The sequence below is a fragment of the Paraburkholderia sp. FW306-02-B genome (assembly GCF_058782725.1).
The window spans coordinates 945,632-971,653 of the sequence record NZ_JBYSXZ010000002.1 but is presented as its reverse complement, the minus strand read 5'-3'; the positions used below and the strand labels follow the sequence as shown (position 1 = coordinate 971,653).

The following is a 26,022-nucleotide window of genomic DNA, read 5'->3' as shown; positions in this document are numbered from 1 at the left end:
CATGGTTTTGAATAACACCGACGCGCTTCTGCAATCACTGGCTACGCTGGTGATGTCGAACGGCAAGGCCGTTTCCCGTTTCGGCGCACAGGTTGTGGTTATGAAAAATTTCATCGATGCCACGCTCCCACACCTCACAGCCACTCAACGCGCGGAGATCGCCAAGGCATTTCGCCAACGGATTGAAGACACAATGTCGCTCGCGGATGACATACCCCTACCCGCCGAATATCACTCAACGCTGCTGGAACAGACCAATACCCTACTGAACGTGCTGCAGACGACGAACACAACTCGCCAGTAATCACGCGAACGCGTGCCTGCGCCGAAGGCCTGGTCGATGGCGCTGATACCGATGAAGAAGGCAGTCGACCTCGACGATCAACACTACCAGGAACTCACGAAGGCGTGGACAAGCCGGTTGAATACCCCCGGATTCGCGACGTTCATCCCATGCGATGCGCCCGCAATGGTGTGTTTGTCCGCGTAATCGATCCAATCCGCGAGCTTTTCAACGTTGTTGCGAAACATGCGAGGGCTCTTTTCCCCTTCGATCAGCAACGTCCTGCACTTCACGTCACGCGCTGCGTCACGTGAGTACCCTGGTAAAGGATCGCGAAACTGCTTTGGAAGCGTGGCGGCGTTGTCGATCGCCATCGTGCGGAAACTGGGGGGACTTTTGCGCCAGAAGCCGGGCATGCTCACCGAGTCGACGAACAGCTCCAGTCCGGCGTCAATCGCACCGCTTTCAATCAGGTCGGCGACTTTGGTGCGAAGTGCATTGGTCGCAGGTGGCAACGATGCCTCCGACATCCCGTCGATTTGCAACGGGCCACCCGGATCCGCGAGCGTCAGCGTTTTCACCAACCGCGGATACTCGCGCGCCACGTGGAATGCCACGCACCCTCCTCGCGAGTGCCCGACCAGATGCACCGGCGCGAGGTCCATTGCAGCAATGAACTCGGCGAGTTCCGCGACGTGCGTCTCCCAGCCGAATTCTCCTTGAATGCAAGCCTCGGCCGCCGGCCAGTAATGGCTGAGACTGACCGAGATACAGAGGAAATGCTTCGAAAGGAAGGCTGTTTGACTGCTCCAATAGCGGTAATCGCAAAGCGATCCGTGCACGAACAGCAACGGCTCTCCGGAACCGCAGGCCACATAGGGCACGCTGATGCCGGACGGGACAGTCGCAAAGCACAACTCCGGGACTGCAAGTATTGAAGGGTCGGTTCGCGCGTTCATACATGGGCTCCTTTCCCGCACTATGCACGACGCAACCACCTAAGAAAATCGCGTAATATTGATGGTATCTATCGATTTATCTGATACCAATGAAGACCCTTGATCTCGACGTTCTGACGATGATTGTGGCTGTGGCCGACACGGGGAACATTAGTCGCGCGGCGGAAGTCGTCCATCGCTCGCAATCGGCGGTGAGCATGCAGATCAAGACGCTCGAAACCGCGCTCGGCAAGCCGCTTTTCGTGCGCAAGCCGAGAAGCGTTATCCCGACGCAAGACGGCGAGGTCCTGCTGGCGTTCGCGCGACGTATGCTCGCTCTGCGCGAAGAAGCGTGGGCGGCGGTAGTCCGTCCCGACGTGACCGGCCGAGTCGTTATCGGTGTGCCCGACGACTACGCGTCGTCACTGCTGCCGTCGATCCTCAAGAAATTTTCCGGCACCTACCCGAAGGTCGAGATTCAGGTCGTCGGACTGCCGAGCGTCGCGCTCGCGCCCATGGTGAAGGACGGATCGGTCGACCTGGTCTGCGGGACACGCGTAAAAGGTCTCTCGGGCGAGTTCATCCGACTCGAACCGATGGTCTGGGCCGCGGCGCCCAGCGCGCATGACATCTGGCGCGAGAGGCCGCTGCCAATTGCCGTGTTCCTGCCGGGCAGCGTCGCTCGAGAAAACGCGATCCGTAGTCTTGAACGGGCGAAGATCACCTATCGGACCTCTTACGAGAGCCCCAGCCTGCTAGGCCTTCTCAGCATGGTCGAAGCGGGACTCGCGGTGGCGCCGCTCGCGCGATGTGCGGTTCCCCCTCACCTCACCTTGCTCGGCCATGCGCAGGGCTTGCCCGAGATCGCCGCGCTGGAAGTCATACTTGCGCGAAGCGCGAAATCCAAGCGGCCGCCATGCGACTTTCTCGCCGAAAAAATCATGTCGGAACTGCGGCGCTAGTTCAAAGTGCGGCGTGCCGATATCGGATAGTGTTCGCTGTTATCGGCTTTCGTCATGCGTGCACGGTTGATGGCTCGATCGCCATCCAGTTCTGCTGCAAGGGTTTTCCGGCGGACGGTTCGGTTGTTTCACCCAGTCGGAACACCGCCACTGCATCGTCGAGTGCACGCGCCTGTTCTTCGAGCGACGCCGCCGCAGCAGCGGCCTGTTCGACCAGCGCAGCGTTCTGCTGGGTTGCGTTATCCATCTGCGTCACCGCACGATTAAGCTGATCGATGCCGCGTGACTGTTCTTCCGAGGCCACGCTGATTTCGCTGACGATGCCGGTTACGTTGCGTGCCGCCCTGACGATTTCGGCCATTGTCACGCCGGCGCGAGCCGCAAGTTCGCTGCCGTTCTGCACCTTCGCAACCGATTCGCCGATCAGCTCGCGGATCTCTTTCGCCGCCGCTGCCGAACGTTGCGCGAGCGCGCGCACTTCGCCGGCAACGACGGCGAATCCGCGCCCCTCCTCGCCGGCACGCGCAGCTTCGACCGCTGCATTCAGCGCGAGTATGTTGGTCTGGAATGCGATGCCCTCGATCGCGCCAATGATGTCGACGATCCTCTTCGAGCTCGACGACATGTCCGCGATCACGTCGACAACCTGGCCCACCACGTCACCCCCGCGCGCCGCAATCTCCGAGGCGTTTTCCGCGAGCGTGCTGGCCTGCCGCGCATTGTCGGCATTTTGCCGGACCGTCGCAGTCAGCTCTTCCATGCTCGACGCGGTCCCCTCCAGGGTCGCCGCCTGCTGCTCTGTGCGGGTCGACAGGTCGGTATTGCCGCTCGCGATCTCGCGCACCCCGTGCGTGATCGCCGCTGTCCCTTGCCGCACCTGGCTCACGGCAGCCGCCAGACTCGCCTGCATGCGCGCGAGCGCAGCCATCAGTCGGCCCATTTCGTTGGCACGCAGTGCGTGGACCGGACTCGTCAGGTCGCCGGCCGCGATGCGCTCGAAATGATGAATCGCGGAATTGATCGGCCGCACGATCGACGCGGTCAGCACAAAGCGCGCGAACAGGCCAAGCACAACAGCGGCAAAACCGACCGACCCGAACAACCAGACCAGCAGATGGAAATGCCGTTGCGCCGACCCAAAGCGTGCTCTTTGCTGCTCGACCTGGAAATCCTCCAGCGCAAGCGTGGCTTTCCTGTAGTCACTGAACACCGCGTCGGGCGCCTGCCGCTGCGTCGTGCGGAACGACATGAAATCGTTCTGGTCAAGCGCCGCGACTTCGGGGGAAATGACCTGCTTCATCAACTGGCCACGCTTCGCGCGTAGCGCGTCGGTCAGCGCCTTTTCTGCGTCATTCGACGGCGGTTGCGCCATATAGGCAGCCAGCTCGCGCTCGCTGTCAATCAGTTCTGCATGCACGCGCGCGAGCACGGCGTCGGTAGGCTTACCTTGTGCCACGAGCGTTTCGTACGTACCAAGGTCGACCCGCACCTGCAACAGCGCTTCGCTACTGGCGTTGAGATGCCGCAAGGCGGCCGTCTCTTCGCTGTACATCCTGTCAAGCGCCGTATTGGCTGTTTTCAGACCGGCGATCGATGTTGCGATCACGAGCATCAGCGCTGCCGTGTAGCCGGCGATCGTAATCGTTAGAGCGGTCCGGATAGTGGTATTTCTGAACATGGCTGCCTTCCTCGATCCGCTGAACAGAAAAAAGCGGCCGGCGAACAGGTCCGCGGCCGCAAGCAGGAGAACATCGATGAACGGATCCGCTGGGCGGGTCCGGTCCAGGGTTAGAAGCGGGTGCGCACGCCCGTGGTCAGTTCGAGCTGGTTGGTGGCGCCGAAGGTGCCCCCAACCGTATAACCGCCATGCAACTTCATGTAGTCGCCAGCGAGATACACTTCGGTGCGCTTGGACAGGTGATAGAAGACCGAACCGTACAGGGTTTCCTTGAAACCGTTGTGCAGGCCCGAGGTCGGATCGAACGCGCCGACGTTCGCATTCGGAATATCGCCGTCGCTGTTGTACGCGGCGTTGTGCACACGCATCTGCTGATAGCCGAGTTCGTAGTCGAGCGCGCCCTTCGGCGACAGCTTGAACGACACCGTCCAGGCGTTGTCCTGACGCTGGCCGAGCGCGCCCTGATTGCCCAGGTAACGGAAGTAACCCGCATTGGCGCGCAGAATACCGAACGTATAGTTGCCACCCACCGAGAACGACTGGTTGGTAAAGCCAACGCGGTTCACGTGGCTATAGAAGCCCGACACGTTGAACGGTCCGCCGTTGTAGCCGAGCGCAGCCTGATAGGTCGAGTTGGAGCCGAAGCTCGTCGAGTTGCCGAATGCGTAGCCTGCGCTGGCGAAGATACCGTTGCTGAACAGCTTCTTCCACGCCACGCCATTGCTATAACGCGTGCCGGTCGGGCCGGCCGCGTAGAAAATCATCTGCTTGAAGTTGTTCGAATTGGTAAAGCCACCTTCTTCCGTCGACAGTCTGGGGCTGCCATATGCATCACCATAAATGGCTGCCGCGTCGCGGGCGATGGTGTTCTGGAAGCCTGCCGTGATCTTGCCGAACGTGTCGTTCTCGATACCGACCCATGCATCACGGTCGAAAATCTGGCCCGGATCTTCCATCTGGCCGTTGGCGACCACGAATTCACTCTCCAGGCGGAAAATGATCTTCGAACCGCCACCGATATCTTCCGCGCCCTTCAGGCCCCAGCGGCTGCCGCTGAACCACGGTTCGCCGTCGTTGCCCATGCCGATGACGTGATTGCCGTTCGCATCCGCGTGCGTCCGGTAGGTGGGGAAGCTCAGGTCCATCAGGCCGTAAAGCTGGACGCTCGACTGTGCGTGCGCGCCGGTCGCGGCGAACGCGCCTGCCGTGACGGCCATAGCCAGATACTTTTTCTTCAAGATCGTCTCCTCAGATTACTACATTGAAATTTTCGTTTTTGCTGCGCGCTGCGACGGCCAACCGATGAGTGCCATCCTAGTGACCTCAATCCTTCACGCGCCTTTCCCGTCTCACCTGTACAACTAAGTGAAATTACCGATGTACGAAGTAGCACCGGTGGCAGTTATGAGGGAATCCCCGGCCGTCATGCTGAAATCGCGCAACGCGATCGGTGGCTTGCTGTCCTGCGAAATAAAGCGGCGTGAAACCGAGCGGAACTCGATGACCGGGGCGTCTTTGGAAACAACGGGGTTGACCAGACACATCCACGGAAGTTGCCGGTACCGCGAAAGCGGCACCGGCATTACTTCGGAGTCAGGCGGCACGCTGCACACAAAAACGATCGGTAAGCGCCCGCTTATTTCCCACCGACAAACTCGTTGGTGTAGGTTTTCCCCAGCTCGATATGCTTGCCCTTGACCGACGGATTGAACGCCGACAACACCTTGAGCACGGTCGCCGGTCCATCGGCCGGCATCTTGCCGTCCGCCGTGTACATCGGCAGCGATGCCTTCAACGCGCTCACGTAGAGCGGTTTGTCCTTCTGATAGTCGTCGGGCATCTTCGCGGCGATTTCTTCCGCGCTGTGCGTGTGGATGAACTGCATCGTACGAACGAACGCGTGCGCGAGCTTGGCGGCTTCAGCCTTGTGCGAATCGGCCCAGGCGGCCTGCACATAGAGGCTCGACGCCGGGTAGGTGCCGCCCAGCGCCGCCTTGGTGCCCTCGACCGAGCGCATATCGACCAGTACCTTGGCGTCACCGGACTTCTGCAGTGCCGATACGGTGGGCTCGGTCGTCATGCCCGCGTCGATCCGGCCTTGCTTGATTGCCGCGATGAAGCTGGCGTCAGCGCCCACCGGCAGCATCGTGTATTCGGTCGACTGGATGCCGTGCTGGCCCGCGAGGTATTGCGTGAGGAAACTGGTCGACGATCCGAGTCCCGTGACACCGAGTGTCTTGCCCTTGACGTCGGCCATCGATTTGACCGTATCCGCGGCCTTCGTCGAGACCAGCTCCACCTCGCCCGGCACCTGCCCGAACACCACAATCGCCTTGACGTCCTTGCCTTTGGTTTGCAGGTCGATCGTATGGTCGTAGAAGCCGACGACCGCCTGGACAGCACCGGCCAGCAGTTCGTTTTCAGCGTCGACGCCAGCCGGCTGCGACAGCAATTCGACGTCGAGCCCTTCGTCCTTGAAATAGCCGAGCTGTTCAGTCAGGCGCGCTGGCAGGTAAATCAGCTTTGTGATGCCGCCCACCATGATGGTGATCTTGCCGCTGTCAGCCGCCGTCGCCTGTTGCGAGGCAAGGCCGAAAAGCAGGCTGGAAGCGATGGCGATATGGCGCAGCGTGCGAAAGCTCGGGGTCATCGATTGTCTCCGTTATTGTCTGTGGCGGCGGAATGCCGCCTGTCTACATTGACGGAGCGATTCTAGGCGAGCGAATCCTTCTCTCGGCTTTCACGGAGGGCGATGCGTAATACGGGATTTCCATTAGTAGCCGCCTGATTCGAGCTCGGGTCCCGGCTCGTTGCGCGGCCTTTCCGGACGCTCGCCGGCATACGACAAACGTCCGTTACCAGATCGGTCAGAGGCGATGGAGCTTGCGGGGAGCGCCTGGATTCGCAAGCCGGACCCAGGCCTTCACCGCGGGATCAGTCAGAACGCAGGCCGCGGCCCGCGTCGAACAGCAGATGAGTCGCGAGACGCTAGCGCTTGCGAAACGCGTCCAGCGACGACAACGCATTCCCGTGGAAGTCGAACAGTGTGTTGTTGTCCCACTGATCGCCGGCGCCGAGTTTCCATCCGACATTCGGAGTCGGTATCCATTCGGGTTCCCACCAGAACACGCCTTTGCCGTGGCCGCCGGGTATCGCCTGCACGATATCCGTCAGCGCGCCGAGAAACTGCGTCTGGCCGGCCGGCGTCGGAGGAAAGGACACCGAGCCGGTGTTGGTCATCGCATTCGGTTCAGAATCGCCGTCGCTGGTCGTCCACGGATACGCGGTCTCGACGACGATCACGTCCTTGTCATAGCGCGTCGCGAGGTCGTTCGCATTGTTCTGCAGATCGCTGAGCGCCCCCTGCCATTGCGGATAGTAGGACAGGCCGATCACATCGAACGTGACGCCGCGCTGTATCGCGCTATCGAACCACCAGCGGCTCGTCGCATTGTTTCCGCCGCTGTCGAGGTGCAGCATGACCTTGATCCGCTCATCGACCGATTTGACCGCATCGTGTCCCGCCTTCAGCAACTGCGCGAGGTTGTCCCATTGGTCGTACTTGCCGAGCGGCCACAACATACCGCCGGTGATTTCATTGCCGACTTGCACCCACTCCGGATGGACGCCCTCTTTCCTGAGCATCTTGAGGACCCCTGACGTGTAGTCCGACAACAATGCGCAAGTTTGCGCGATATCCTTCCCGGCCCAATCATGCGGCGGAAACTGCTTGCCCGGATCGGCCCACCAGTCGCTGTAGTGGAAATCGATCAGCACGCGCATGCCGAGTGCGGCAGCGCGGCGAGCCAGCACACGAACGTGCTCGGCGTTGTTGTATCCCGCGGCGGGACTCTGATCGGCCGGATAAAAATTCGGATTGCCAGGGTCGTTCCACACCTTGATACGAATCGAGTCGACGCCGTGGCTCTTCAGAATGGCCAGGCAATCGCGCGGCTCGCCGTGCTCGTAAAAGCGCGCGCCGTTCGCCTCCAACTCGAGCAGCGTCGACACGTCCGCACCCTTTGCGAACCGGTTGCCGCGCCCAGACGCATCAAGCTCACCGGCGATGGCCGGCGTGCCGACCGTTGCGCCGAGACTCGTGGCGGCCGCGGTTGACGCCAACCAGGACAGCATTTGCCTTCTGTTCATGTGTCATCCTCCATTTAATAAATGGCGGCTCATCGGGGGCCGCCCGCCCGAAAATTGAAGCGCTTAAATTCGCGCCTCCGACAACCCCTTCTCAAACACGATTTGCACGATTCACACGATTCAACCTGCCGACGGACGGGCGCGAGGACCCGGCCGGCCGGTTCAAGTGCTGGCTTCTACGTCCTCCCACGCGCACACATCACCGGTTTCAAGCTGCGGCTGCCCGAGCACGAAAGTCGCATTGGCCGGCGCCGGCGCCTCGACCCGGGCCGTGCCGAAGTTGAACGCGAAGGTCAGGTTGCCGCGCCGACGGATGCGCAAGCCTTCAGCGAGCGCGTGCACCCGAATGCCGGCGTCCTTCGCGACCTGCTCGAGAACGGCCCGATGCAATGCGTGCGACAACCACCCCGCCACATAGCGGACCCGTCCGTGAGCCAGGACCGCGGGCCATTCGTCGTCGAAATGCGCTTCGACGCGCGTCGCGCCGTTAGCGCGAACGTGCTCACGCCAATGCACGGCAACCCCGTGCGTCCCGCCAATCGAAGTCGTGGGCCTGAGCGTCGGGCGCAGCGATTCGACTTCGAGCACCTGGATCGGCAGCACCCGTTGCAGCGCGCCGGGCGCGAGGCTCGACGGAATGGCAAAGTCCTCCGTCTTCGATCCGCTCCTCGGACCGAACACCCATTGCGCCGAACTCCGCTCGATCTGCCCGACGAGCGCATCGTCGATCACCGCGATGCTCGGCACCACCACGAGCCGGTACTGCGATAGATCGGCTTGACTGGAGACGATGTCGACATCGAGGCCGAGTTCCCGCAGCGCCTCGTAGTAGTCGAATGCGAGCGTCTGATAGTCGAAAGTCTTGCCGTGCCGCTGGATCTCGAACATCCACTGCGTCTCGTAGTCGAACACGACCGCGGTTGCGGCGCGCGCCGGCGCACCGAGCGCTGACAACGCGTTGGACGCGGCAATTTCGCGCGCCGCCTGCCGCACTTCGAGACCGCCTGGCGACAGTTCGTTATTCGGCAGATTGAGTCCCGAGTGCATCTGTTCCTGCGCATACGGGCACTGGCGCCAGCGGAAATACGACACCAGTTCCGCGCCGTGCGCGAACGCCTCGTAGGCCCACAGCCTGACCATGCCCTTCGCCGGCACCGGATTCCACGGCGCCCAGTTCACCGGCCCCGCCTGCTGCTCCATGACCCAGAAGCGCCCGCCGCCGATCGCGCGGTACCGGTCATGATCGAACGCGGAAACGTCCGGATGCGCCGTGCGTGCATAAAGCGCCTTCTGCTCTTCGGGCAACGCAATGGACTCGGTTCGCGCAATCGGATAGCTATCCCACGCGGCCACGTCGATGCCGTTGTCCGCGGCGAAACGATAGTGATCGAAGGTCGTGAAAAAGCCCATGAAGTTGTGCAGCAGATCCGCGTGCGGCGCGAGGCGCCGCAGCACGTCGATCTGCTCGCGATGAAAACTCGCCACCTCGTCGGACATGAAGCGGCGAAAATCGAGCAGATGGATCGGATTGGCGTCGGTGGGCGTCAGGTTCGGCAGGCCGATCGTGTCGAACGATGGATACTCCATGCTCCAGAAAACGTTGCCCCATGCTTCGTTCAAGCCGTGCACGGTTTCGTAGCGGCGTTGCAGCCAGGCCTGAAAACGCCGCAGCGCGGCGGGCGAATAACTCGGCACGGTTTCATGACAACCGAATTCGTTATCGGTTTGCCACGCGACAATCGACGCATGCCTGCCGTAACGTTCGGCCATCGCGGTCACGATCCGCAAACAGGCCTCGCGGTATGTCTCGCTGGAAATGTCATAGTGCCGGCGCGAGCCGAAGTTCCAGCGCGTACCGTCCGCGCGCACCGGCAACACGTCCGGATGCGCGTCGATCAGCCACTTCGGCGGCGCTGCGGTCGGTGTGCCCAGCACGAGCTTCAGTCCCGCGGCCGCGAGTATCTCGACGGCTTCGTCGAGCCACTCCCAGGCGAATTCGCCAGCGCGCGGCTCCATCCGGCTCCACGCGAATTCCGCGATCCGCACATGCGTGATGCCGAGTTCGGCCATACGCTTTGCGTCATCGGCCCACATCGAACGCGGCCATTGTTCCGGGTAATAACAAACACCAAGTTGCATGAGAAAGTCTCGCTGATAGAAGACGAGAAGACGAGAAGACGGCAAGCGGGCGATCAGCCCTTGCTTGCACCGAAAGTAAGGCCGGCAACGAAATGCTTCTGCATTGCGAAGAACATCAGCACGGAGGGCAACGCGGCGAGCACCGAGCCGGCGGCGACCAGATTCCACGCGGTAGTCCATTGCCCCTTGAGCGCGGCGACGCCCACTGTGATCGGCGCGGCCTCGTCGCCCTGGGTGAGGCACAGCGCCCAGAAGTAGTCGTTCCAGACAAACGTGAACACGAGGATGCCGAGCGCGGCGAGCGCGGGCCGGATCAGCGGCAGCACGATGCGCATGTAGATGGTCCATTCGCTCGCGCCTTCCACGCGCGCCGCCTCGATCAGTTCAAACGGCAACTGCTTGATGAAATTGCGCAGAAACAGCGTGCAAAAACCGGTCTGGAACGACACATGGAAAATCACCAGCACCCACACGCTATTGAACAGGCCTACTTTCAGCGCCATGTCGCGTACCGGAATCATCAGGATCTGGATCGGCACGAAGTTGCCGGCGACAAAGGCGAACAACACGGCGGTGTTGCCCGGGAACCGGTAGGTCGCGAGCGCGAAGCCCGCCATGGACGCCAGCACGATCGCGCCGATCACCGACGGCACGGTGATCAGCACACTGTTGGCGAAGTAGTGCAGCATCGGCGTTTGCGTGAGCGCCGTGCCGTAATTTTCGATCAGCGCGAAATGCTTCGGCCAGCCCCAGTAGTCGCCTTGCGACAGTTCGTCCGAAGAACGAATCGACGTGACGAGCACGGCCAGCATCGGCATCAGCCAGATCAGCAGCGCAATGGGTAAGGATGCCTTGTAGAGCGTGCGATTGATCGGCTTCCAGCGGTCGACGGGAAGTGGATACATGAGATGTGCCTCCCAGCAATCAACGTTCTTCGCGCAGCATGCGGCGCAAATGAAACACGATATAGACGAGCATGATGGCGAACAGCACGACAGCGATCGCCGCGGAATAGCCTTCGCGGTAATACTTGATCGCCTGGTCGTACATGTAATAGGCCAGCACGGTGGAGCTATCGAACGGACCGCCGCCGCTCATGACGGCGATCAGGTCGAAGCTGCGCAGCGCGCCGATCACGGTGAGCACGACGGCCATAAAGGTGGCCGGCCGCAGTTGCGGCAGGATCACGTGCCACAGCAGCCGCACGCCCTTCGCGCCCTCCATGCGCGCCGCCTCGACCACCTCCGGATTGATGCCCGTCAGGCCGGTCAGATACAGCACCATGCAGAACGGCGTCTGCGGCCACAGTGCGGCGAAGATGATCCCGAACGTCACGGTGTGCGCATCGCCGAGCACGGGAATGCCGTGCCCGACGATCAGGCGCAGCAGCCCGAAGCCCGGATCGTAAAACCAGCTGAAAACAAGACCGACCACGACGCCCGAGAGCACGAACGGCGCGAAAAACAGCGACTTCACCGCACGCATGCCGCGGATATGCTGGTTCAGATACAACGCGAACAGCAAGCCGAGCGGCGGTGCAAGCAGGAACAACGCAAGCCAGATCAGGTTGTTTTTCAGCGCCGTATAGAACGTGTCGGAGTGAAACAGCTCGATGTAGTTGTCGAGTCCGGCGAAGGTCTTCGGCGTCATTCCGTCCCAGTTATAGAAGCTGAGCGAAATGCTGCTGATGATCGGATAGACCACGCACAGGCAAAACAACGCACAACCCGGCAACAGAAAGAAAAACGCTGCGCAATGCTGGTGACGGCGGGTCGTGGAGACGTGCCGGTGCTGGGCCGCCGGTAGGCGGCCCGCTGCGGGATGAGACATGATTGGCCTCGTCAGGGATCGAAGGCGAGCGTCAGTCGTCGAAACATCGCTGACGCTCACCGGCTTACTTCTTGTAGATACGCTTGCGTGTCGCTTCGAGGCGCACGAGCACCGCATCGATTTGCGATGGATCGCTATAGAACTGTTGCATCGCCTTCATGCCTTCGTCGGCCATTTCCTTCGTCATGTCGCGATCGTAGAACTGCGCGATACCGCCTTTGGTGTTGGCGAGCGTCTGGAATCCGACCTTCGAGATCGCATCTTCAGGTTCGACCGCCTGGCTGTTGGACGGTAACGTGCCCCAGCCCTTCGCGAGATCCGCATTGATTTGCGGCTGCTCCATGAACGCCAGCAGTTTGCGCGCGTCGGCCTTGTTCTTCGCCTTCGCCGGGATCAACAGCACGTTCACCGGGGCGTCCTCGCCCATTGGCACGTTGGCATCGATCACGGGGAATCGGAAGAAGCCGGTCTCGGGTTTGACGGAGGCCGGGATGCTAGCCGAGAAGAACGTGCCCATCAGCATCATCGACGCCTTGCCGTTCACGAGAAACGGTGCGATCGAATCGAGATCGTAGGACAGCGCGTTATCGATGAAATAGTGATCGTCGATCAACGTTTTCCACGCGGTATAGACCTTCTTCACGCGCGCATCGGTGTACGGAATCTCGCCGGCCATCAATTGCTGATGGAACGCGTTGCCGTTGATGCGCAGGTCGAGATAGTCGAACCACGCGGCAAGTGTCCAGCTATCGCGCGCGGCGACGGCGATCGGCGCGACGCCGCTTGCCTTCAGCTTCTTGCAGGCGTCGAGAAATTCTTCCCACGTCTTCGGTTCGCTCCTGATACCGGTCTTGTCGAACAGATCCTTGCGATAGAAGAAGCCGTAAGCGTCGTAGCCGAGCGGCGCCGCGTACTGCTTGCCCTTATAAGTGGACGCGTCCTTGACCGACGCATACTGCTGCGACCAGCCGTTCTTGCTCCAGTCCGACGACAGGTCCTCGAGCAGGCCACGCTGGGCGTAATACGCCATGCGCTCGCCGTCGTGCCACGACACGACATCAGGCGGATCGGTGGCGAGCCAGCCGCCCATCTGCACCTTGTACGCCTCTTCGGTGATGTAGGTCACCTTGAGATCGACATCGGGGTTGGCTTTCCTGAACTTGTCGAACGCGTCCTGCCAGGTCGAGCGCTGATTACCGCGCGCCGATACATTGACCGCAAGCGTTGCGGCGTCGGCCGCGGCGCAAGAGAGCACGCCGGCCAGCAGAGCGACCGCGGCGGATACGTGAGCCAGACGGCGAAGGCGATGAGCAATCATCTTTTGTCTCCTTAACTACCTTGTTAGCTGACAGCACGCTGCTGTCAGACGATGTAACCCGCTCTATGGCGGAGTTCGGCTTTGCTTAGGCCGCGACTCGCTCAGGCTCGAGCGCGCTGCGTCGCAGTGCGATGCCTTCGGCATCGAACAGGTGGCATGCAGCGGCCGGAACGTGAATGCGGATGCGCTCACCGGAACCGATCGGCGAATCACCCGGCGCTTTTGCCACCAGCGTGCCGGCCGCATGATCCGCGTGGATATAGCTGTGTTCGCCGAGCCGTTCCGATAACACCGTGGCGCACTGAATGGACTGCTCATCGCCATGAAGGCGCAGATGTTCCGGACGCACGCCGAGCGAAACCGGCTGACCGGGTTGCAGGCGCCGGCCGTCGACGTGCGCGACCAGTCGTTCGCCGCTTTGCGCGAGCGACACCGTCACGCTGCCCGCGTCGATCGTGTCGACCACGGCGTCGATGAAATTCATCCGCGGCGAACCGATGAAGCCCGCCACAAAGCGCGACTTCGGATGGTGATACAACTCGAGCGGCGCGCCGGTCTGCGCAATGCTGCCGAAACGCTCGGCATCCGCGCCCGCGTGCAGCAGCACGATCCTGTCGGCGAGCGTCATGGCCTCGACCTGATCGTGCGTGACGTACACCACGCTCGCATTCGCAAAGCGCTGGTGCAGCCGGGCGATTTCAACGCGGGTCTGGCCACGTAGCGCCGCGTCGAGATTCGACAACGGCTCATCGAACAGGAACACGCCAGGCTCGCGCACAATCGCCCGGCCGATCGCGACGCGTTGCCGCTGACCGCCGGACAAGGCCTTCGGATGGCGATCGAGAAGCATGTCCAACTGCAGAATGCGCGCGGCTTCGCGCACCTTCCGGTCGATCACGTCCTTAGGTTGCTTCGCGAGCTTCAGACCGAACGCCATGTTCTCGAACACGGTCATGTGCGGGAACAGCGCGTAGCTCTGGAACACCATCGCGACACCCCGCTCGGCGGCGGGCACGTCGTTCACAAGGCGCCCGCCGATGCGCAGTTCGCCTTCGCTCAGATCTTCGAGACCGGCGATCATTCTCAGCAAGGTCGACTTGCCGCAACCGGACGGCCCAAGAAAAACACAGAACTCGTGTTGCGCGATGTCCAGGTTGACACGCCGGATCACCGGCGGATGGTCACCGTACGATTTCTGCACATTCGCGAGATGGATTGTGGCCATGCTGCCTCCGGATTTAAACGCTTAAATTTGTTTCAAAAATAATCGGCAAACCCTTGTGTGACAGGAGTTTAATCGCTTAAATTCGAGGTTCGTGGAAGGCCGCATGATTTTGTCTCCTGTGTGTTTGCATGAAACTTAGCAAACGTCGCGGGACGTTTGCAACATTTGAATCACATTCCCTGAATATGGGATAAAAGAAATGGTCACCTTGTCCGAAGTCGCCAAACGCGCACGGGTTACCGCTGCGACGGTTTCCAACGTGCTGCGCAATCGCGAAAAGGTCCGTCCGGAAACGGCGGAACGTGTACTGAGAGCGATCGCCGATCTCGGCTACCGGCCGAATCTGAACGCGCGTGCGCTGGCGGAGGGTCGCTCGTCGACTTTGGCGTTGATGTTGTCGAACATCTCGAACCCGTTCTATCCCGAGTTCGTGCTGGCGGCCGAGCGCGCGGCGCGCAAGGCGGGCCACTTCCTGATGGTGTGCAATACGGACGACGATGCGGAGATCGGCCGGGCCTACCTGAACCAGATCGCGGGAACGCTTGCCGACGGCGTCCTCGTCATGAACACGGATATCGCGATCAACGAGCTCTGCATTTCGGCGATGCAGAATGCGCCGATCCTGTTGACGATGTGGGAGCACCCCGAGACGCCGCCTGCGCTGCCGTGCATCGCTGTGGACTTCGCGCATGCGGGCGCGCTTGCCGCCACGCATCTGCTTGAATTGGGCCATCGTGACATCGGCATGCTGATCGGCGACGGTTGCGGCGGCTTGCAGGACGCGCGCTCCAACGGCTTTCGCGCGGTGATGCGCGAGGCCGGGATCGAAACCGACGCTGCCGCGGTGCTGCAGATCCGCGACTCGATCGACGCCGGCTACGCAGCCTGCATGCAGCTGATGGCGAACCGGCCGCGGCTCACCGCGATCTTCGCGACCAACGATCTGCTCGCGATCGGCGCGGCCCAGGCCTTGATCACCCTTCGCCGCGCGGTGCCGGATGACGTGTCGGTCATCGGTATCACGGACATTCAACTGGCGCACCAGGTGCACCCAGCGTTGACGACAGTGGCGATCCAGACCGCGGCGCTCGCCGAGCTGTCAGTCGATAGACTCATCCGCCTCATCGAGGCACCTGCACAGCAACCGTCGATGGTGATTGCTCCGCCGCCGGAGCTTGTCGTGCGTGCTTCGACGGGCCCGCGGCGCGCAGGAAATTGAGTCGAGTCCGACAGGGAAGCGCGTTTCACTGTCGCATGGCCGAATGCGCCGCGATGGCGATATCGCTGGCCACGGACGCGAGCGCCCTGCTGTGCGCGTCGACCAGGGCGTCATAGTCTGGCCCGTTCACGACCTCGTGTACAACACTGCGTCCGCTGACCTGCTCCCCCCGTTTCGGCGGACGCACCGACCAGATAACGGCTAGCGTCACCGTACCGCTAGTCGACGAATCGAAGTTCTGGACGTCAACCGATATGCGGTAGGCGTTATCGTCCACACGTTGAGGATAACTGGACACAATCGCTCCCGGTATTAGCTGCGTGAGATCCGCGGCTAATACGCGTGAAACCTGACTCTTTAGCGGATCGGCCCAGCGAGCGAACTCATCAATCGACACGCGGTTCGCGTCCAGCGTGGAGACTATTTGCGGCCGGTCAACCAGTTCGGGAACCGTCACCGGATCGAGCGCGATCGCAACCGCGCTCGCCTTGACGCCCGGCCGCTGCTCGGCCACCTGGACAGGGCTCAACGTGTAGAACTTCGACGCCGGCGACGTTGCGCATCCCGCGAAAAGACCCAGCACAATGATTGCCAAAGGTAACGATAGATATCGGCTCATCACTTGTCCCCGGTTTTGCCACGGATCAGCGCTTCTGGGTGGAGTTGCAGATACTCCGCAAGCGAACGGATCGAGACTGCGGCCCGCGACAACTCGTGCATTGTTTCGGCGGTGCTTTGCTGCAGCGGCGAGTCGCTTTGCAACGAGCGATTCGCTGACGTGAGCGCCTCCCGAGCCTCGGCCAGCGTGGCTTTTGCGTCAGGCGCCAAATCTGTGTTGATCGTGTTCAGCATCGTGTCCGCATCACCGAGCGTTTTGCGCAGATCCTTGCTGATGCCCTCAAACGGAATCGCATTCAGCTTCGCGACGAGACTGGTGATGGAGTCTTGCAAGCCCTGCAGGTTGCCCGGCACCGTTGGCAGCTGCGGTGTCTTCTTACTCCAGTCCACGGTTGCCTTCGGTGCGGCAGGAAAGAAATCGATTGCGATATACAGTTGGCCGGTAAGAAGACTCGCTGTCCTAAGCTGCGCCCGCAGGCCTTTCGAGACCAGGGAGTTTGCAAACTCCTTTCGCTGCGACGCTACGCCCCCATTGGCGCCGCCCCAGTCGTCGCGCGAGATCAGGCGCTCAGGAAAAATGCTCACCTCGACCGGAATGCTAAATTCCTTACTGACCGGATCAAAATGCGCGCGGATCGCCGATACCTCACCGATGACGATCCCTCTGAAGTCGATGGGCGCACCGACGGTCAACCCGCGCACAGACTCGTTAAAGTTCAACACGTATTTGTCGACGATCGTGTCATGCTGCTTCATCGCCTCGGCCCGATCGACAAAAAGTTTGTACTGGTGCTGCGCGTCTGCTTCAACGTTGTTCGTTGTGTCAGGTGGATTCTCGAAAGCAAGGCCGCCAATCAGGATCGATACCAATGATTCGGTGTTCACCTTCACACCGGTCGTATCCAAAGTCACATCAACGCCGCTCGCGTGCCAGAAGCGGGTGTCATTCGTGACGTACTTGTCGTAAGGCGCATTGATAAAGACGTGCATGGTCATTCCCGCGCCGTCAGGGTCAAGTGCATAGGAGACAATCTGACCGACCTGAAGCCGCCGGAAGAAGATTGGCGAACCTATATCGAGTGAGCCAATGTTGCCGCTCTTAAGCACGAACTCTCGCCCGGGCGCGCCTGAGGCGAGGACCGGCGGTGACTCGAGACCGACGAAATCGCGTCGCGCCTTTTGCGACGTACCGATGTCCATGCCGATGTGAGAACCGGATAACAAGGTGCTGATGCCCGATACGGTGCCTCCTGCGATACGCGGCCGAACGACCCAGAAGCGCGTATCGTCGACCAGCATGCTGGAAGCGCTGCGAGACATTTCCGCGCTGGCAAGCACTGTCTTGTGGTCGTCAGAAAGTGCCAGACTTTTGATCACGCCGATGTCGACATTCTTAAACTTGATCTTTGTCTTGCCCGCCTCGATACCCTCACCCGTGGCAAAGCTGATTGTGATGGTCGGGCCTTTTTGCATGATTGACTGCACCGCTAGCCAGCCCGCTATCAAGACGGCAACAAGTGGCACTACCCACACAAGCTGCATGCGCCACTTCGACTGTTCGACAGCAACGGCTGTCGGAAAGCTGGACGCATCCTGGCCATCTTTCTGTACGGACAACTTATTCACGCTCCGGCTCCACTGCGTCCCAAATGAGTCGTGGATCGAATGACAACGCAGCGAACATTGTCAGCACAACTACCGCGCCGAACGCAACCGAACCGGGACCTGCGTCGATCGTGGCAACCGAACCGAATTGCACGAAAGCGACCAGAATGGTAATCACGTAGATATCGAGCATCGACCAGCGGCCGACAAGCTCCACTAACCGATAAATACGCGTTCGTTTGTGTGGGATTAGAGAGGAACGCAGCTGAGTGCTCCACGCGAGATAGGCTAACGACAGGATTTTGAGCATGGGCACCACGACGCTTGCGATGAAAACAATCGCCGCAAGCAACCACGACCCGGAGGTCCAGAGATAGGTAACGCCACTCAGGATCGTGTCGGATTGAGTGTGGAATAAGGTACTTGTGACCATGACCGGCAGGAGAACGGCGGGGATATAAAGGATCATGGCGGCGAACAGGAATGCCCAGGTGCGTGTGAGACTATCGTGCTTGCGCTGATGCAGCACTGCGCCACAACGTGGGCAGATTCCGGCACGGACGTGGGAAAAAAGCGGCTTGGAAAGCAAGCCGCAGTCGTGACAAACGAACAGACCAGCGCGCGCGGCGGTAGCCATCGTGGCACTTGCCTTTACCGCGTGTGACACACCGCCGCCGCTTTGCACTGAATCGATACGCGCCCATATGTCACGCGGATTAAACGTGACGGCCACTGCTGCAAGCAGCACCATCACCACGCCGAAGGCCCAGATCGCGACGCCGGGGACGACTGTTGCGATGTGCTGGAGTTTGACGAGCGCGACCAGCATGCCGAGCATCAGCACTTCGATCATTCCCCATGGCGCAACGTGCCGCAGCACACGCAGAACAATTTCAGGCCTATGGGGAAAACCGCCGGTATGCAACGGCAAGAGTAGATAGATCACAGCCGCTATGTTCAGCGACGGCATCAAAATCGTTGTCACGAAGACAAGGCCCGCGATGGGCCACATACCGTCCGCGTATAGCGACGAAGCCGCCCCGAAAAGCGTGGTTTCGACCCGTACTCCATTGACCCAGAGTCCGAAGATCGGAAAGCAGTTGGCAACCGCAAACAGGATCGCAGCGGCCAATGTGAACGCTAAAGCGCGATCGTGCGTTGTCGGCACGCTTCGGTAGAGCGTTGCGCCGCATCGTTGGCACCTTGCGGTACCGCCCTCGACTAGCGGCGTCTCCCACTGGAGAAAATCGCATTCGTGACACGCAATCAAGCTGGCTTTATTCATCTTCGGCATCCGCTTGGGGGCGCACAATCCAGAAGCGCTCCCCTTCATCCGACCGGTGCGGCTGTGTTCGTGTTAGCGCCACAGACATCGGCTAACTCAACGGGATCGCGCCGCGTCGACAGCCTCCTTCGAAGCGTTGCTGCGCATGCAGGCGACATGAGGTCGACCACCGCGGAGGCGCGTTCCCGTTGACCGGTCATTTAAATTGCGCAACCAGTGCGTCCGCGCCCTTCTCGATCCCGGTCTTCGACGCGCCCAGCGACCCGAAGCTCGCGCCGAGGTTAAACGCGTTCGGGTATTGCTTGGTCACGTAAGCACTGAGCAGGCGGTTGGTTGAAGCGTCGTAGATTTCGACCGCGTAGCTAACAGAACCGCTAAAGGCGCCTTCCTTGCCTCGCGCGGCTTGAACGCCGTTGTAGAGGTTGCCGCCGATATCGAAATGGGTAAAGGTGCTAAGCACCGGCGTATTGGTTTTCGCGCCCGTCAGGATGAGCTTCAGGCGCAGCGTGTTGGGCGCGGCCTCATTCGCCAGTTGGAAACGGGTTTGTAGCTTTTCCGCAAACCTGGTTTGCATATAGCTCGCGAGTGCCGCTTTATCTTCGCCACTCATGTCGCCGAACTGGTTATCGGCGCCTTGATAAACCACCACCGGATCGATAATCAGCTTCGTGTATTTCTGCCACTCTGTCTGAGGCGCAAAGCGATACGGCACGCGGCCAGAATCGTTCTGTGTATTGGGTTTCAAATAGGGTGCCGAAGCAATGCCCGAATACGCGACGGGCTGCACGCTCGAGCAACCTATCAAAGCTGTGCAGAAAGCAGCAATCAACAGATGCTGCGCTTTAACTGACTTGACCATTTAACTCTCCGATTCCGGTTTTGAGCCTGTCGTTTCTGGGGGATCCAGCGCCTGACAGCTTCACGTAAGGCGCTAGGCTAACACTGCAAATTCGAGATGTAAACCGACTAGACGGTTTGTTTCTTGAGTGTAACGGTGAACCGATTGCTATGTCTGTCGCTATGGCGTACGCAACGCTACGCGACGTGCCAGGGGAACGCTGTTATTTCTTGACGCCAGCGCAGGGCGGCCACTGACGTTCGTCAAGCAAACGATCGAACAAATGCGCGCGCTCCTTTTCGGAGAGTGGACAGAGGCCAAGGTGCGCCGTAAATACCAGGCCTCTGGCTGCAGCCCAGCGCAACATCGCCAGCTCCGGGTCGGCAGTCTCGGCCTTGATACGTTTAATTTTCTCTGCAGTCCTCGCGCGAGTGGAGCACAGAAGCGCGGGATCTTCAACGATGGCGGCAAGGATGGCAAAGCTCGCGGAATGAGGATTGTCCGTGGCTTCGCGCATGGTGGCGATCTCTGCTGCCAGATTGGGCTCGGACTTCGTCGTGCCTTCCGCCGCGAGGTAGTCCCGAGCGAAGTTCTCGAAATACTCGATCTCATGCTCGAGCAACGCTTTCAGCACAAGCTCTTTGGTGCGGAACTGGTGCATCAGTCCGCCCTTGCTAATACCGCTTTCGCGTGCGATGGCATCGAACGTGAGCTGCCCCGGGCCATCGCGCGCGATGATGGTGAGGGACGCCTGAATGGCGGCTCTGCGGGAACGTTCCGAGCGCGTGGGGTTATCCATAGTGTCTGTCAAAAGCGGCTGCGCCTTCACGCAGCCAAACAAAACGATGCTAGTGCATCAGTGGCGGTTGCTTTACCTGAGGTCGGAGTGGATCGCATCGTTCATCGACGATAAGAGTGCTTTGTGTTTCTACACTGCATGGAGGCCTCGTTCTTCGAGTCCCGGACGAAACACGTATCCTTTATCGCGCACGGTCTGGATCAAGTCCGGCGCGGCTGTGTCCCGCTCGATCCGCTTGCGCAGACGATGCACCCACACCCCCACTGCAGCCTGGGGGTTGGTAACACCGGGCTGGACACGCTGCGCAATGGTCTCTTTCGAAAACACCCGGCCTGGCGCGGTCGTGAACAGGTTCAGGATCGCATACTCCGTCTGCCGCAGACGGACGGTTTTACCGTGGAATTTGAGCGTGCGCGACGCGTAATCCAGCTCAAATCCATCAAAGATGAACGGTGGCCTGGATATCGGCGCATGCAGAGCAACCTGATCGGCCCGCTCCAGCACGCGACGGATTCTGGCCAGCACCTCACGCGCGTTGAAGGGCTTGGAGATGAAGTCGTCGGCGCCGCATTCGAGTGCGACGATGCGTTCCGTGACATCGTCCTGTTCGCCGAGCATGATGACCGGCAAATCGTCACCGCGGGCTCGCAGTGCCTGCAGCGCCGCGAGGCCGCCGCCAAAACCGGGCCCGCGCGTCATGGCAATCAGCGCCGGCCGCTCCACTTCGACGCGCGCCACCACCTTGTCCGGTTCATACAGGACCGAAACCTCGAAACCGGCCGACTGCAGGCAGGTACGCAACGCGTCGCGACATCCGGCGTCACTATCGACCACCAGAATCAGCTGTTTCATGTATCGCCCCTTTAAGCCCATTCCGGGAAGTCCAGACGTGACAGCCCAAATGATGCGCAAGACTAACACTTCAAATCACGTCTGTAAACCGACTAGGCGGTTTGTTTTTTAGAACTGTTCGGTAGGCGCAATCATGGGCATCGTTTCCACCGGTCACGAACGAAATCGATAGAATCCCCTTACCGCCATCCAGACAGCCACCCTTTCCTGGCGACAAGTGAGGACACTTATGACTCTGGCAATCGCAACCGCCGTATCGGACGCAAACGCACCTGACTATCTCGTCAAACTCGAAGCGGGCACACACAGCCTGGTCGGTGATGAAGGAGAGCGCGAGGGTGGGCAAAATCGCGGCCCGGCGCCTTTCGAGTTCGTGCTCTCGGGTCTCGCCGCATGCACCACGGCAACGCTCAGGATGTACATGCAGAGGAAAGCATGGCCCGGCGGGCGAATCGAAGTCACTACCGAATTACACAGCGACCATAACGGCGGTCAATACATCCGGCGCACCGTATCCGTCGATGGTCCCCTCGACGATACCCAGCGGACCCGCCTCGCCGAAATCTGCGAGAAAACGCCGGTAACACTGTTCATCAAGCGGGGAACACGTATCGACACGACCATGCAGTGATGCGTCGCATCGCGAACGCCAGTGGCACGCGCTACGTCAACTGGCGGCGCTCCAGTTCTTCCGATAACAGGGCGGCGCCAACAAACTTGTATCCGTGCAGACCGGCGGCGATCGCCCCGGCTACGTTGGCGTCCGTGTCGTCGATGAAAAGGGTTTCGGCCGCGCCAACGCCGAGCTGCTCAAGACAGCGAAGATAGGTCTGAGCCGCCGGCTTCGCTGCGCCGAACGAGGCGGATGCATAAACGTGAGGGCCGAAGAGTCGAGCGACCGCGGGATTCAGATAGCCGATATGGTCGGCGACCAGACAGCAGTTGTTCGTCAGCACCGCAATCCGGTGGCGTTCGGCCACTTTTGCGGCGAGCGCGAGTACTTCCGTGTTGGGCGTGATCGACGCGCGGCGGGCCGCCAGCCAGTCGTCGCGGCTGACGCGGCAACCGAGCAGATCGCCCAATGCGCTCAGATACTCGTCGTCGCCGATCTGTCCGGCGTCGGCACGGGCTTCAAGTCCGGATCCCCAGATGGCGTGGCGCACCGTTTCCGGCGCCTGACCCGATACCGCCGACAAGTGAGCGACTCGCTCGGAGCGGTCGTAGTGAGACAGTACGCCCTCCATGTCGAACAGGACTAGCGTGATGGATGCTGTCATGTTGTCGGCCTCGCATCGAAAGCTTCCAGAAGACGAAGGGCTCATCCGGCGATCTTGATCCGGATGGCTCGAAGCGCCTATTGTGCCTCGGAGAGCCGACGATCCGGCAAGTTTGGTGGCTGAATTTCAAGTCGAGGCGAACGTGGCGAACGACCCAGGCTGCCGCCTCACATCTTGTGCGTTGAAAGAAAAATGCTCGTCTCAGTGCTCGCGATTCCGTCGATCAGGCGGATCGCGCCGAGCACGCGATCGAAGTTCTCCAGCGAATCCGCCCGCAGTTCCGCGACGAGATCCCAGCGCCCGTTGGTGCTGTGGAGCGTCGCGACATTGGGATGTCCGCGCAGCACTTTCACCACGTCGGCCGCGCGGTTGCCTTCGACCGCGATCGACATCAGCGCGCGAATCCGGTGCGCCTCCGCCGCCGGCTTCAGGCGGACCGTGTAGCCGACGATCACCCCGCTCTCCTCCAGACGCGTCAGCCGGTTCTGCACCGTTGCCCGCGCGACGCGCAGCTGCTTCGCCAGCGCTACGACCGACATGCGCGCGTTGTCGCGCAACAGCGCGATGAGCTGCCTGTCGATGTCATCGAGATTGATCATTTTTCGTTGCCCGATTTTGTTGCTCGTGAGGTTGCTTACCCGTTAATTGTACAAAACGCCAATTTTCATAAGCATTTTGCCAATCAGGCTGCTAAATCTGCAAGGTTTGCCATCTTTTTGTTGGCTGGGTTCAAGAGAATAATTCCGTCATCGCTCCCGTGCTGGAGCCCACCTCGACAACGGAGGCATGACCATGACCCGCTTTCTCGACGTACCTGCCACTTATCGACTCGTTGCCGATATCGGCGTGCCGCGATTCCTGAGCGAGCTCGCCGACGCCATCCGCGCGGACTATCTTCGATGGAGCGATTTCGATAAGTCCCCGCGCGTCGCCTGTCACTCCCAGGTGGGCGTGATCGAATTGATGCCCATCGCGGACGCGAAACTGTTCGCTTTCAAATACGTGAACGGGCATCCCATCAACGCCGAGCGCGGCATTCACACAGTGATGGCCTTTGGCGCGCTCGCCTCGGTCGATACCGGCTACCCGCTCTTCCTCTCCGAACTCACGCTGACCACCGCCCTGCGCACCGCCGCGACTTCCGCTCTCGCCGCGCGAAACCTTGCGCGCCCCGATTCGCGACGGATGGCCCTGATCGGCAACGGCGCGCAGAGCGAATTTCAGGCGATTGCCTTTCACACGCTCCTTGGCATCGATGAGATTCGCGTGTTCGATATCGATGCGCGCGCAACGGACAAGCTGGTACGCAATCTGGCCGCATGGCCGGCGTTGCGAATCGTCCGCGCAACGTCCACCGCGGACGCGGTGCAAGGCGCCGATATCGTCACGACCGTCACGGCCGACAAAGCCTACGCGACGATCATCACACCCGAGATGATTGAACCCGGCATGCACCTGAACGCCGTCGGCGGCGATTGCCTCGGCAAGACCGAATTGCACGCGGACGTGCTGAACATGAGCCGCGTGATCGTCGAATACGAGCCGCAGACCCGCATCGAGGGCGACATTCAGCAACTGCCCGCCGACTCGCCCGTGACTGAACTGTGGCGCGTGCTGCGCGGCGAGACAGCCGGCCGGGAGAACGCCGATCAGGTCACCGTATTCGATTCCGTGGGTTTTGCGCTCGAAGACTATTCCGCGCTCCGCTATCTTCACGCGCTTTCACAGGAGCACGACGTCGGCATCGAAGTCGCGCTGATTCCGCCGCCGGCCGATCCACGGGACCTGTTCGGCGCACTGGCTGCCGCCGCGCCCGCTTCGGTTGCCGCCACGCCGGCACCGGCCGACGCATTCGCATTCGCCCGCTAAACCCGTCGTACCCCCGCTCATTCCAGCCCGTACTCCCTGCCCTCCATCAGAAATTTCATGAGCCTTCTGTCAATCCAGGCGCCGGCCGCCGTCGTGATGATCCGCCCGCATTGTTTTCATCCGAATCCCGAAACCGCGGCCGACAACGCGTTCCAGCGTTCAGGCGAGGTCCAGAGCCAGACCGAAGCGGCATCGCTCGCAGCGGCGGCACGCGATGAGGTCAGCGCCGCTGTCGATGCACTGGAGGCGGCAGGCGTACGCGTGCACGTATTCGACGACCGAGGCGAGCACCAGACGCCGGATTCGGTCTTTCCGAACAACTGGTTCTCGACGCATCCCGGCGGACACGTCGCGCTCTATCCGATGCATTCGATCAACCGGCGACGCGAGCGCAGGACCGATGTGATCGAGATGCTGAAAGCGACGTACCGCGTACAGGACGTCATCGACTACTCAGGCCTGGAACACGACGACATGTTTCTGGAAGGCACGGGTGCCATGGTGCTGGATCACATTGCCCGAATTGCCTACACCGCGCGCTCACGCCGCGCGGATCCGGTGGCGCTCGAACGGTTCTGCACGCATTTCAATTTCGAACCGATGTGCTTCGATACAGCCGATGCCGCCGGCCGTCCTGTGTATCACACCAACGTGATGATGAGCGTCGCGACCGAGTTTGCGCTGATCGGTCTCGACCTCATCCAGGATGAGCGCCGGCGCGCTCGGGTCAAAGAGCGCCTGCTGGAGAGCGGCCGCGCCGTCATCGCGTTGGACGATTCGCAGATCGGCAATTTTGCGGGCAATGCACTGGAACTGTCGGGAAAGGAGGGTCGTGTTCTTGCGTTGTCCGAGCGGGCGCTTGCGTGCCTGACGGGAGCGCAACGCGCTCTGATCGAACGTTCCGCGCAATTGCTGCCGTTGCGCGTTGCCACGATCGAAAGGGCTGGGGGATCCGTGCGTTGCATGCTCGCGGGAATTCATCTTTCCCGGCGTCAGGAAGGTCGTTGGGATGAAATCCGCCGAACACCGGCGCTACCTTAAGGATCATTTACCCCCCGAGGGAGTACCTCTTCACGCCCCTTGCTCCGTCGATATTGGCCGGTGAATGTCGCCAGAGTGACGACATCTTAGGGGAGAC

Annotated in this window: 24 protein-coding genes; 6 read left to right on the top strand and 18 right to left on the bottom strand. The window is 60.8% G+C overall.

All coding sequences use genetic code 11. The annotated features are described in order from the left end of the window. Positions 1 to 7: 7 nt before the first annotated feature. Entirely contained in the window at positions 8 to 304 is a 297-nt protein-coding gene (locus AC3WOG_RS25405) for a hypothetical protein (protein ID WP_492580643.1), read from the top strand. Between the two features lie 83 nt (positions 305 to 387). Here the strand turns inward: AC3WOG_RS25405 and AC3WOG_RS25400 are convergent, their stop codons facing one another. Continuing rightward, positions 388 to 1,242 carry an alpha/beta fold hydrolase gene (locus AC3WOG_RS25400; RefSeq protein ID WP_492580642.1) on the bottom strand — a complete coding sequence of 285 codons (855 nt, stop codon included), beginning with the start codon at positions 1,240 to 1,242 and terminating at the stop codon, positions 388 to 390. A gap of 89 nt (positions 1,243 to 1,331) precedes the next feature. On the opposite strand from AC3WOG_RS25400, the gene AC3WOG_RS25395 reads away from it, so the two are divergent. Further along, positions 1,332 to 2,183 carry a LysR substrate-binding domain-containing protein gene (locus AC3WOG_RS25395; RefSeq protein ID WP_341316447.1) on the top strand — a complete coding sequence of 284 codons (852 nt, stop codon included), beginning with the start codon at positions 1,332 to 1,334 and terminating at the stop codon, positions 2,181 to 2,183. Between the two features lie 52 nt (positions 2,184 to 2,235). On the opposite strand, the gene AC3WOG_RS25390 is transcribed toward AC3WOG_RS25395, so the two are convergent. The 9 genes from AC3WOG_RS25390 to AC3WOG_RS25350 all read right to left on the bottom strand — a co-directional run bounded on the left by AC3WOG_RS25390 (position 2,236) and on the right by AC3WOG_RS25350 (position 14,522). Further along, on the bottom strand, positions 2,236 to 3,861 hold the full coding sequence (locus tag AC3WOG_RS25390) for a methyl-accepting chemotaxis protein (protein ID WP_492580641.1): 1,626 nt from the start codon (positions 3,859 to 3,861) through the stop codon (positions 2,236 to 2,238). Positions 3,862 to 3,971: 110 nt separating this feature from the next. Further along, complete coding sequence (locus AC3WOG_RS25385; protein WP_492580640.1) at positions 3,972 to 5,099, bottom strand: porin; 1,128 nt, start codon at positions 5,097 to 5,099, stop codon at positions 3,972 to 3,974. A 398-nt stretch (positions 5,100 to 5,497) separates the two neighbouring features. Beyond that, positions 5,498 to 6,511 (bottom strand): ABC transporter substrate-binding protein, encoded by a 1,014-nt coding sequence (locus tag AC3WOG_RS25380; protein WP_492580639.1) that lies wholly within the window; start codon positions 6,509 to 6,511, stop codon positions 5,498 to 5,500. Positions 6,512 to 6,849: 338 nt separating this feature from the next. Continuing rightward, positions 6,850 to 8,010, bottom strand: coding sequence for a glycoside hydrolase family 53 protein (locus AC3WOG_RS25375; RefSeq protein WP_492580638.1), 1,161 nt, complete (start codon positions 8,008 to 8,010; stop codon positions 6,850 to 6,852). A 162-nt stretch (positions 8,011 to 8,172) separates the two neighbouring features. Continuing rightward, positions 8,173 to 10,149, bottom strand: coding sequence for a beta-galactosidase (locus AC3WOG_RS25370; RefSeq protein WP_492580637.1), 1,977 nt, complete (start codon positions 10,147 to 10,149; stop codon positions 8,173 to 8,175). A gap of 53 nt (positions 10,150 to 10,202) precedes the next feature. After that, positions 10,203 to 11,054, bottom strand: coding sequence for a carbohydrate ABC transporter permease (locus tag AC3WOG_RS25365; RefSeq protein ID WP_492580636.1), 852 nt, complete (start codon positions 11,052 to 11,054; stop codon positions 10,203 to 10,205). A 19-nt stretch (positions 11,055 to 11,073) separates the two neighbouring features. Beyond that, entirely contained in the window at positions 11,074 to 11,979 is a 906-nt protein-coding gene (locus AC3WOG_RS25360; RefSeq protein ID WP_492580635.1) for a carbohydrate ABC transporter permease, read from the bottom strand. Between the two features lie 64 nt (positions 11,980 to 12,043). Continuing rightward, positions 12,044 to 13,297: an ABC transporter substrate-binding protein gene (locus AC3WOG_RS25355; RefSeq protein ID WP_492580634.1), complete on the bottom strand. Its 1,254-nt coding sequence runs from the start codon at positions 13,295 to 13,297 to the stop codon at positions 12,044 to 12,046. Positions 13,298 to 13,382: 85 nt separating this feature from the next. Beyond that, on the bottom strand, positions 13,383 to 14,522 hold the full coding sequence (locus AC3WOG_RS25350) for an ABC transporter ATP-binding protein (RefSeq protein WP_492580633.1): 1,140 nt from the start codon (positions 14,520 to 14,522) through the stop codon (positions 13,383 to 13,385). A 199-nt stretch (positions 14,523 to 14,721) separates the two neighbouring features. Between AC3WOG_RS25350 and AC3WOG_RS25345 the strand changes: the two genes are divergently transcribed. Beyond that, the gene (locus AC3WOG_RS25345; protein WP_341316456.1) at positions 14,722 to 15,741 is read left to right on the top strand and encodes a LacI family DNA-binding transcriptional regulator; all 1,020 of its coding nucleotides are present in this window, start codon (positions 14,722 to 14,724) and stop codon (positions 15,739 to 15,741) included. A 25-nt stretch (positions 15,742 to 15,766) separates the two neighbouring features. Here AC3WOG_RS25345 and AC3WOG_RS25340 read toward each other — a convergent pair whose 3' ends face one another. The 6 genes from AC3WOG_RS25340 to AC3WOG_RS25315 all read right to left on the bottom strand — a co-directional run bounded on the left by AC3WOG_RS25340 (position 15,767) and on the right by AC3WOG_RS25315 (position 21,738). Beyond that, positions 15,767 to 16,360, bottom strand: a complete 594-nt coding sequence (locus AC3WOG_RS25340) for a PqiC family protein (protein WP_492580632.1) — start codon at positions 16,358 to 16,360, stop codon at positions 15,767 to 15,769. Then, a complete protein-coding gene (locus AC3WOG_RS25335; protein WP_492582445.1) occupies positions 16,360 to 17,901 on the bottom strand; it encodes a PqiB family protein in 1,542 nt (513 codons plus the stop codon). The genes AC3WOG_RS25340 and AC3WOG_RS25335 overlap by 1 nt, the downstream gene beginning before the upstream one ends. A 76-nt stretch (positions 17,902 to 17,977) precedes the next feature. Next, positions 17,978 to 19,249, bottom strand: coding sequence for a paraquat-inducible protein A (locus tag AC3WOG_RS25330; RefSeq protein ID WP_492580631.1), 1,272 nt, complete (start codon positions 19,247 to 19,249; stop codon positions 17,978 to 17,980). A gap of 196 nt (positions 19,250 to 19,445) precedes the next feature. Then, the gene (locus AC3WOG_RS25325) at positions 19,446 to 20,108 is read right to left on the bottom strand and encodes a DUF3313 domain-containing protein (protein ID WP_492580630.1); all 663 of its coding nucleotides are present in this window, start codon (positions 20,106 to 20,108) and stop codon (positions 19,446 to 19,448) included. A 202-nt stretch (positions 20,109 to 20,310) separates the two neighbouring features. Next, positions 20,311 to 20,886: a TetR/AcrR family transcriptional regulator gene (locus tag AC3WOG_RS25320; RefSeq protein ID WP_492580629.1), complete on the bottom strand. Its 576-nt coding sequence runs from the start codon at positions 20,884 to 20,886 to the stop codon at positions 20,311 to 20,313. Positions 20,887 to 21,015: 129 nt separating this feature from the next. Continuing rightward, entirely contained in the window at positions 21,016 to 21,738 is a 723-nt protein-coding gene (locus AC3WOG_RS25315; protein ID WP_492580628.1) for a response regulator transcription factor, read from the bottom strand. A gap of 229 nt (positions 21,739 to 21,967) precedes the next feature. Between AC3WOG_RS25315 and AC3WOG_RS25310 the strand changes: the two genes are divergently transcribed. Next, on the top strand, positions 21,968 to 22,369 hold the full coding sequence (locus AC3WOG_RS25310) for an OsmC family protein (protein ID WP_492580627.1): 402 nt from the start codon (positions 21,968 to 21,970) through the stop codon (positions 22,367 to 22,369). A 31-nt stretch (positions 22,370 to 22,400) separates the two neighbouring features. On the opposite strand, the gene AC3WOG_RS25305 is transcribed toward AC3WOG_RS25310, so the two are convergent. Both AC3WOG_RS25305 and AC3WOG_RS25300 read right to left on the bottom strand, forming a co-directional pair. Next, entirely contained in the window at positions 22,401 to 23,015 is a 615-nt protein-coding gene (locus tag AC3WOG_RS25305; protein ID WP_492580626.1) for an HAD family hydrolase, read from the bottom strand. Between the two features lie 167 nt (positions 23,016 to 23,182). Next, positions 23,183 to 23,614 carry an Lrp/AsnC family transcriptional regulator gene (locus AC3WOG_RS25300; protein ID WP_341319512.1) on the bottom strand — a complete coding sequence of 144 codons (432 nt, stop codon included), beginning with the start codon at positions 23,612 to 23,614 and terminating at the stop codon, positions 23,183 to 23,185. Positions 23,615 to 23,807: 193 nt separating this feature from the next. Here AC3WOG_RS25300 and ocd point away from each other — a divergent pair, with 193 nt between their 5' ends. Together ocd and ctlX are read left to right on the top strand one after the other, a co-directional pair. After that, positions 23,808 to 24,884, top strand: coding sequence for an ornithine cyclodeaminase (ocd, locus tag AC3WOG_RS25295; protein WP_492580625.1), 1,077 nt, complete (start codon positions 23,808 to 23,810; stop codon positions 24,882 to 24,884). Positions 24,885 to 24,941: 57 nt separating this feature from the next. Next, positions 24,942 to 25,925, top strand: a complete 984-nt coding sequence (gene ctlX, locus AC3WOG_RS25290) for a citrulline utilization hydrolase CtlX (protein ID WP_492580624.1) — start codon at positions 24,942 to 24,944, stop codon at positions 25,923 to 25,925. Positions 25,926 to 26,022: the final 97 nt, after the last annotated feature.